General features: G+C 59.7%; 8 protein-coding genes and 1 other annotated feature (1 of these 9 running past the window's edge). Of the genes, 6 read left to right on the top strand and 2 right to left on the bottom strand.

All coding sequences use genetic code 11. The features are described from left to right. Positions 1-139: a binding site (T-box leader), on the top strand; it begins 95 nt to the left of the window's first position. A gap of 76 nt (positions 140-215) precedes the next feature. The 3 genes from tyrS (at position 216) to ACFFT4_RS24740 (ending at position 2627) form a co-directional block, all read left to right on the top strand. Continuing rightward, on the top strand, positions 216-1490 hold the full coding sequence (gene tyrS, locus ACFFT4_RS24730; protein WP_378051615.1) for a tyrosine--tRNA ligase: 1275 nt from the start codon (positions 216-218) through the stop codon (positions 1488-1490). A 231-nt stretch (positions 1491-1721) separates the two neighbouring features. Further along, positions 1722-2066, top strand: a complete 345-nt coding sequence (locus ACFFT4_RS24735) for an ArsR/SmtB family transcription factor (RefSeq protein WP_378051616.1) — start codon at positions 1722-1724, stop codon at positions 2064-2066. A 42-nt stretch (positions 2067-2108) separates the two neighbouring features. Continuing rightward, on the top strand, positions 2109-2627 hold the full coding sequence (locus tag ACFFT4_RS24740) for an SRPBCC family protein (RefSeq protein WP_378051617.1): 519 nt from the start codon (positions 2109-2111) through the stop codon (positions 2625-2627). Positions 2628-2795: 168 nt separating this feature from the next. Here ACFFT4_RS24740 and ACFFT4_RS24745 read toward each other — a convergent pair whose 3' ends face one another. Beyond that, positions 2796-4004, bottom strand: coding sequence for an MFS transporter (locus tag ACFFT4_RS24745; protein WP_378051618.1), 1209 nt, complete (start codon positions 4002-4004; stop codon positions 2796-2798). A gap of 185 nt (positions 4005-4189) precedes the next feature. Between ACFFT4_RS24745 and hemE the strand changes: the two genes are divergently transcribed. From hemE to hemG, 3 genes are read left to right on the top strand one after another with little or no spacing between them, the layout of a single operon-like run. Next, positions 4190-5245 carry a uroporphyrinogen decarboxylase gene (gene hemE / locus ACFFT4_RS24750; protein WP_378051620.1) on the top strand — a complete coding sequence of 352 codons (1056 nt, stop codon included), beginning with the start codon at positions 4190-4192 and terminating at the stop codon, positions 5243-5245. Continuing rightward, the gene (gene hemH / locus ACFFT4_RS24755; RefSeq protein WP_378051621.1) at positions 5242-6192 is read left to right on the top strand and encodes a ferrochelatase; all 951 of its coding nucleotides are present in this window, start codon (positions 5242-5244) and stop codon (positions 6190-6192) included. The genes hemE and hemH overlap by 4 nt, the downstream gene beginning before the upstream one ends. Next, complete coding sequence (hemG, locus tag ACFFT4_RS24760) at positions 6182-7663, top strand: protoporphyrinogen oxidase (protein WP_378051623.1); 1482 nt, start codon at positions 6182-6184, stop codon at positions 7661-7663. Before hemH ends, hemG begins: the two co-directional genes overlap by 11 nt. On the opposite strand, the gene ACFFT4_RS24765 is transcribed toward hemG, so the two are convergent. Continuing rightward, complete coding sequence (locus ACFFT4_RS24765) at positions 7570-8172, bottom strand: hypothetical protein (RefSeq protein WP_378051624.1); 603 nt, start codon at positions 8170-8172, stop codon at positions 7570-7572. The two genes, hemG and ACFFT4_RS24765, sit on opposite strands and share 94 nt — an antisense overlap. Positions 8173-8409 lie beyond the last annotated feature (237 nt).

Raw genomic sequence — 8409 nt, forward strand, 5'->3', positions numbered from 1 at the left:
GTCCCGGAGTATTTTGTTCCGAACCCGCGCCGGCGCGGAAGGACAAGACGGAGGCCTGCCGTTATCGGGCTGGAGCGGAGGATGCGGCTTTTCCGGCGCATGCTCAAATAGGGTGGTACCGCGATGACTCGTCCCTGTCTTTACGACAGGACGGGTCTTTTTTGATTTCGGGCGCCGCGACGCCCGCCTAACCTATTTAAGGGAGAGACTTTAACATGACAAATCTGGATCAAAATCTGCTGGACAACCTCGAATACAGGGGCTTGATCTACCAGTCCACCAACCGCGACGGCTTGCAGGAGAAGCTGGGCAAGGAGCCGATCGTGCTGTACTGCGGCTTCGACCCGACGGCGGACAGCCTGCATATCGGCCATCTGCTGCCGATTCTCATTTTGCGCCACTTCCAGAAAGCCGGCCACAAGCCGATCGCGCTCGTCGGCGGAGGCACCGGGATGATCGGCGATCCGAGCGGACGTTCGACCGAGCGTTCCTTGAACACCGCCGACACGGTCGCGCTGTGGACGGAGCGGCTGAAGGATCAGCTGTCCCGTTTCCTTGACTTCGAAGGAACGGACAATCCGGCCAAGCTGGTCAGCAACTACGACTGGTTAGGCCAGCTCGACCTGATTACGTTCCTGCGCGACATCGGCAAAAACTTCACCGTCAACTACATGTTGGCGAAAGATTCGGTCGACTCGCGCCTGGCTAACGGCATTTCCTTCACCGAGTTCAGCTACATGATTTTGCAGTCGTACGACTTCTACAAGCTGCTGACCGATCACGGCTGCTCGCTCCAGGTTGGAGGAAGCGACCAGTGGGGCAACATTACGGCAGGGCTCGACCTGATCGGCAAAATGGGCGGAGGCGAGGCATACGGCATGACGCTGCCGCTCGTGACGAAGAGCGACGGCAAGAAATTCGGCAAGTCCGAATCCGGCGCCGTCTGGCTCGACCGCAGCAAAACGTCGGTCTACGCCTTCTACCAGTTCTGGATCAATACGGACGACAACGACGTCGTCAAATTCCTGAAATACTTCACGTTCCTGGAGCGCGAGCGGATCGCCGAGCTGGAGCGGGAGCTGGCCGAGCGTCCGGAGCAGCGCGCCGCGCAGCGCGAGCTCGCTCGCGAAGTGACGAAGCTGGTTCACGGAGAAGAGGCGGTTGTCAGCGCGGAGAAGATTACGCAGGCGCTGTTCTCGGGCGACGTGACGCAGCTGAGCGAAGCGGAGCTGGTGGAGGCGCTGCAGGATATGCCGACGACGGTCATCGCCGGCCAGGAGGAATCGCCGCTGCTCGAGCTGCTGCTCGAGACGAAGGCCGCTCCGTCAAAGCGCCAGGCGCGCGAGGACATCGAGAAAGGCGCGGTATACTTGAACGGCCGGCGCGAGCAGGCTCTTGATTTCGTACTGACGCGCGAGCACCGGCTGCACGGCAAATACGCCGTTATCCGCAGAGGAAAGAAAAACTATTTCCTCGTCAAGTTCGAATAACGCACGTCAACGATAGGCGCGGCCGGAAGCCGATCTTAAAGATCGCTTCCGGTTTTTTTCGACATTCCGGTAAGAGAACAGCCGCTGCGGTCTCCTTAAATGATTTAATTATAAATATTCCTTTACAGGAATATTCTCTTAATGGTATATTCGAGTCGAAAGGAAATCGACTACGGTGAAGAAGGGGTGGGGAGACACACCGGATACCTTAACGTTAACGAGGTGAACGACATGTCAGGAAATCTTCCGGACATGGATACGGCGATGCTGAGCGCGTTGGCCGAACCGAATCGCAAGCGGATCGTCGAGCTGCTGCGCGAAGGTCCTCTGACCGTGGGCGAAATCGCCGATCGGCTGGAAATTCGCCAGCCCCAGGCTTCGAAGCATCTGAAAATTTTGAGCGAGAGCGGGATCGTGGACGTGCAGGCGGAAGCCAATCGCAGAATTTACAAGCTGCGGCCCGCCCCCTTCCAGGCGCTGGAATCGTGGGTCCAATCGTTCCGACGCATTATGGAAGAGAGATTCGACAAGCTGGACGATTATTTGCGAGAGCTGCAGAACAAGGAAAAACAATAACGGTTTTGAGCCGCGAGAATACCCTTTCAAGGAGGAAACGCAATGTCCGGGAACGCAATGGTTTCGAGAGTGGAAAACGATAAGGTGCTTGTGCTGGAGCGCGTGTTCGACGCGCCGCGGGAGCTCGTGTACGCGATGTTTAAGGAAGCCGATCATTTGAGGCATTGGTGGGGACCGAAGGGCTGGGAGATTCCGGTGTGCACGGTCGATTTTCGTCCCGGCGGCGTGTGGCATTACTGTATGAAATGCGTCGATCGGAGCCAGGGCGATTTTTACGGAATGGAGTCTTGGGGCAAAGCCATCTATAAGGAAATGATCGAGCCGGAGAAAATCGTCTATACGGATTATTTCTCGGATGCGGAAGGCAACTCCAACGACGAGATGCCGTCAACCGACGTCACGTTGGAGTTCATCGATCTGGGCGACGGCCGGACGAAGCTGGTCAGCTACGGGGAGTATGTGTCGGCGGAATCGCTCAAGACCGTGATGGATATGGGCATGCTGGAGGGTATCACCGAAACTTGGGATCGTCTGGAGGAGCGCCTGAACGAGCTCAAGTAACGACGATTAAGCTGAAGGATGAGCGATGGCAAAACGAAGAAGCATCTATCTCCCGGAGACGGCCTCATACGTTCCTGAAAGCACCTTATCACGGGTTTATCGTCCCGTTTCAGGATCGCATGGCAGCGGAGGGAGATAGATGCTTTTTTACTCTGAATCCGTCGATGATCATTTGGCGATCCCGCCTTGACGAAGCCGCAGGGCGCGGGTGGCCCATATGCAGGTGACGAACAGCATCACTCCGGAAATAATGAACAGCCCCTCGATGCCGATCCAGCCGGACAAGGCGCCGCCGACGACCGGTCCCATCATATTGCCGAGACTGAGCGCGCTCGTGTTGAAGCCGAACGCCCGGCTCTCCTTGCCGTCCGGCGTATACTGGCGCACCAGCGCGTTAACGGTCGGGATCAACCCGCCCATGAAGCAGCCGAGCAGGAACCGGAAGACGAGCAGCATGCCGACGGAACCGGCGAACGCTTGGGGAATCGTCATGACGGCGGACCCGGCCAAGCAGACGAGCAAAATCCGGATCGCTCCGATCCGGTCGCTGAGCCGCCCGAGTATAGGCGAGCAGAGCATATTGGAGATGCCGGTGACGGAGCCGACGAAGCCGGCGTAAAACGCCAGATTTTCCGAGGTGCCGTGCAACTGCTGCACGTAGAGCGGGATCAGCGGCATCGGACTAAGCATGGCGAACTGGATCAGGAAGGTGACGGTAAGCAGCACCGGCAGCTGGCGGATGACGATCAGCTCGCGAAAGCCCTTCAAGACGCTGACCTGTTCGATTTTGGCGGCCTCGGCGCGATCGAATTTCTCGTGCACGAGAATCCACGTAATGACGGAGGCGAGAAACAACAAAGTTCCGGTTATGTAAAAAATCGGCCTGAAGCCGAAATTGTCCGCCAATAATCCCCCGATAAAAGGTCCCAAAATCGCCCCCGCCGTCCCTCCGGACTGCAGCGTGCCCATCGCGAAGCCCATTCGCTCCTTCGGCGTCGACGACGACACCAGAGAGACGGCCGCGGGCATAAAGCCCGAGATGACCCCGTTCATCATCCGCAGCACGAGCAGGTGCCACGGCGCGGTCGCGAAACCCATCAGCAGCATCACGATCGACATGCCGAAGCCGGAGCGCAGCAGCATCATTTTCCGCCCGTATTTCTCCGCCAGCTTGCCCCATAACGGTTGAAACAGAAAAGACGTCACGAAATTGGCGGCGAAGATAATTCCGGCCCATACGCCGATCTCATGCTCGCCGGTCAGTCCCAAATCCTGCTGCAGGTAAAGCGACAGAAAAGGCATGATCATCGTCATCCCCGCCATAACGAGGAAGTTGCCGACCATTAATATGTATAAATTGATTTTCCAGCGATTCATGATGTACACCTACCTCGATGCGGACATGTGCATAGCCAGTATACCATAGTCCAACGCGCGACAAAAAACGCATTGTCAAACTATTGTCATACTCCATTCGGGAGGAATAGTTGTTCGAGCAAGCCAAAAGGGGCATAATGAAAGCAATGAAAACCAAAATGGTACATAAATGAGGCTGGAAGCTTATGGTGAAGAATGACCTGTTTTTGCGAGCGTGCAGGGGGGAAGCGGTGGAGCGCATACCCGTATGGTACATGCGGCAGGCGGGACGCTACGATCCGGATTATCGTAAAATCAAGGAAAAATATTCGCTTTTGGAAATTTGCCTGCAGCCCGAGCTGGCCGCCGAGGTGACGCTGATGCCGGTTCGCAAGCTGGGCGTCGACGCGGCCATCCTGTATTCGGACATTATGAATCCCGTCGCTTCGATCGGCATCGATTTCGATATCGTGAAGGACGTCGGCCCCGTCATTCACAATCCGGTGCGCTCCGCGGCCGATGTGGAGAAGCTCCGGCCGATCGACGCGGAGGGCGACTTGCCGCACGTGCTGGAGACGATTCGTATTTTGGACCGCGAGCTGGAGGTGCCGCTCATCACTTTCGCGGGCGCGCCGTTCACGATCGCCAGCTATTTGATAGAAGGCAGGCCGACGAAATCGTATATTCGCACGAAAGAGCTCATGTACGGCGACCCGCGGACGTGGCATCTCCTTATGGGCAAGCTGGCGGACATGGCGGCGACTTATTTGCGCGCGCACATCGCGTCGGGGGCCAAGGCGGTGCAGCTGTTCGACAGCTGGGTCGGCTCTCTTGCGCCGCGCGATTTCAAGACTTTCGTGCTGCCGCATATTGAACGGATTTTCGCGTCGCTGGCGGATCTGGACGTGCCGAAAATTTATTTTCCGGGCGTCAGCTCCGGCGAGCTTCTGCCCCACTTGACCGGTTTGCGGGCGGACGTCATCGGACTCGACTGGCGGGTGCCGCTGGCGGAAGGACGCCGCCGACTCGGAGGCCGTTACGCGATTCAAGGCAACCTGGATCCTTACGTGCTCACCGCGCCGTCCGAAGTGATCCGCGAGCATGCGCAGGCGCTGCTGGACGAGGGGATGCGCGAGCCGGGCTACATTTTCAACCTGGGGCACGGGCTGTTCCCGGAGGCGTCGCTCGACAAGCTGAAACAACTGACGGACTTCATACATAGCTATAGCGAACGGAAGCTGGCAGAGGAGGCCAAAGCATGAGCGCGGACAACAAAACGATCGGCGTGCTTGTCATGTCCTATGGAACGCCCGAAAGCCTGGAAGGCGTGGAAGCCTACTATACGCATATCCGCAGAGGACATCCGCCGACGGCGGAGCAATTGGACGATTTAACTTCCCGTTACCGGGCGATCGTGGGGGGCGTGTTCCCGCTGCGCGAAAATACGAACAGACAGGCGGAGGCGCTGCAGCGCACGCTCGACAAGCTGGCGGGAGAGGGAGCCTATGCCTGCTATCAAGGGTTGAAGCATGCCGCGCCGTTTATCGAGGACGGCATCGCGGCGATGGCGGCGGACGGCATACGCGAGGCGGTCGGCATCGTGCTGACGCCGCAGTATTCTTCGATGAGCGTTGGCGGTTATTTGAAGCGGGCTCGCGAGGAAGCGGAGAAGCAGGGCATCCGTTTCCGCGGCGTCGAGGAGTACCATCTGCACCCGCAGCTGATCGAGGCGTTAAGCGGGCGCGTAAGCGAGGGCCTGGCGCGGCTGGGCGACGACCGCGAAGATGCGCTGGTGCTGTTCAGCGCGCACAGCCTTCCGGCCAAAATATTGGAGCTGAACGATCCGTACGCGAATCAGCTGCTGGCGACTTCGGCGACGGTGGCCGACAAGGCGGGCGTGGACAAATGGCAGTTCACTTGGCAGAGCGCCGGCCAGACCGGGCAGCCCTGGCTTGGACCGGACATTCTCGAGACGCTTGAGAAGCTGGCGGCGGAAGGCGTCCGCTCCGTGCTGGTGACGCCGGTCGGCTTCGTGTCCGACCATCTCGAGGTGCTGTACGATATCGATATCGAAGCGAAGAAGTTTGCCGAGGACAAAGGCATTCGCCTGGAGCGGATTCGCATGCTGAACGACGATCCGCAATATATGGCCGCGTTGGCCGAATCGGTGATCGGCGCGGCGAACGGGGGACACGGCAATGACGAATAGAAGTCGCCGGGTGGCGGTGCTGGGCGGCGGGATTACCGGCCTCAGCGCCGCTTTTTACTTGCTTAAGCTGGCCGGGGAGCGCGGAGAAGCGGTTGAGGTAACGGTGCTGGAAGGCTCCGACCGGCTTGGCGGGAGAGTCAATACGCTGCGCAGGGACGGATTCGTCATCGAGCGCGGTCCCGATTCCTTCCTTGGGCGCAAGCTGCCGATGATCCGATTGGCCGAGGAGCTTGGGCTGATCGGAGAATTGACGGGTACGAATCCGCAGGCGAAAAAGACGTATATTTCCCGGGACGGCAGGCTCGTGCCGATGCCGCAGGGGCTGGTCATGGGCGTTCCGACGGACGGCGACAAGTTTATGCAGACGGAGCTGGTGTCCGAGGAAGGCAAGCGGCGGGCTTTGCAGGAGGCGGAGCTGTCCGAGGCTGCGGGGACGGAGCTGCAGGAAGGGACAAAATCGGCCGATGAGCCGGTCGGAACGTTCCTCGAGCGGCGGATGGGCAAGGAGATGGTCGAGCGCGTTTTCGAGCCGCTGCTGGCGGGCATTCATGCGGGAGATCTGTACAAGCTGGGGCTCGAGGCGACATTTCCGCAGTTCAAGCGGATGGTCGAGGAGCATGGCAGCCTGATCGCGGGCACCCGGGCGGCGCAGCTTGCCGCCGCGGCTGCGAAGGAGGGCGGTGCTGCGCGTTCGCAGGAGACGCCCGAGCTTCCGGCCAGCGTGTTTCTGACGTTCAAAAATGGATTGTCGACGGTAATCGAGGCGATGGAGCAGCAGATTCGGGCGGCGGGAGGAGAGATCCGTCTTGGCGCGAAGGTTCGGGAGCTGGAGGCGTCGGCCTCATCCGAGGGGGCGGCATATCGGCTGCACATGCTCGACGGCACGGTGTGCGAAGCCGATCAAGTCGTCGTGACGCTGCCGGCCTACGCCGCGGCGGAGCTGCTGGAGGCGCATACGGACGTTAACGCGCTGTCGGCGATCCGCTACGTCTCCGTAGCCAACGTGGTGTTCGGCTACGATGCGGCAGGTTTCGGCCACGACCTCGACGGCTCCGGCTTCCTCGTGCCGCGCGGGGAAAATCGGCTGATCACGGCGAGCACATGGACGTCGGCGAAATGGCGGCACACGGCGCCGGAAAACAAACGGTTGATCCGCTGCTATGTCGGACGCGCGGGCGACGAGCGGGGCGTCGAGCTGGACGACGAGGCGATGATTGCGGGCGTGCGCGGCGATCTGCGCGACTTGATGGGGCTGGAGGCGACGCCGGAATTCGCCGAAATTACGCGGCTGCGCCACTCCATGCCGCAATATCCGGTCGGGCACGTTGGAGCCATCGCCGATTTCCGTGCCAAGCTTGCGCGGAAGCTGCCGGGAGTCTATGCTACCGGCGCGGCGTTCGCGGCCGTAGGCTTGCCGGACTGCGTCGCGCAAGGGAAACGGGCCGCGGAAGAAGCCTTGCTGGGCAGCTGATCGTATAGAGGCAGCTCCGAAAGTCCAATTTGGATCACGCAGCCGGTCGGTGGCCCGGATTGGCCTGCGTAACGGCCTGTGGGACCGGTAAAAGCGATCAGCCGCTTGAATTGGCCTGCGTAACGGCCCGCTGGACCGTTAAATGCGCTCATGCGCTCGAATTGGCCTGCGTAACGGTCTGCCGGACCGTTAAAAGCGGTCGGCGGTCCGGATTGGCCTGCGTAACGGCCTGTCGGACCGTTAAAAGCGGTCGGCGGTCCGGATTGGCTCGCGTAACGGTCTGCTGGACCGTTAAAAGCGGTCGGCGGCCCGGATTGGCTCGCGTAACGGTCTGCTAAACCGTTAAATGCGCTCATGCGCTCGAATTGGCCTGCGTAACGGCCTGTCGGACCGTTAAAAGCGGTCAGCGGTCCGGATTGGCTTGCGTAACGGCCTGTCGGACCGTTAAAAGCGGTCATCCGCCCGGATTGGCTCGCGTAACGGCCTGTTGGACCGTTAAATGCGCTCATACGCTCGAATTGGCCTGCGTAACGGCCAGTTGGACCATTAAAGCGGTCATCCGCTTGAATTGGCCTGCGTAACGGCCTGCCGGACCGTTAAAAGCGGTCACCCGCTCGGATTGGCTCGCGTAACGGTCTGCTGGAAGCTGTCGATTAACTGTGGAAAAGGCATGGTCATTGCGACCGTGCTTTTTCTCCCCCTCACCGCCGCTAACCTTGGTATAATTTCTATATCAAATTGTCCGG

Origin of the sequence: Cohnella cellulosilytica (assembly GCF_042431195.1) — a bacterium.
Taxonomy (GTDB): Bacteria; Bacillota; Bacilli; order Paenibacillales; family Paenibacillaceae; genus Cohnella; species Cohnella cellulosilytica.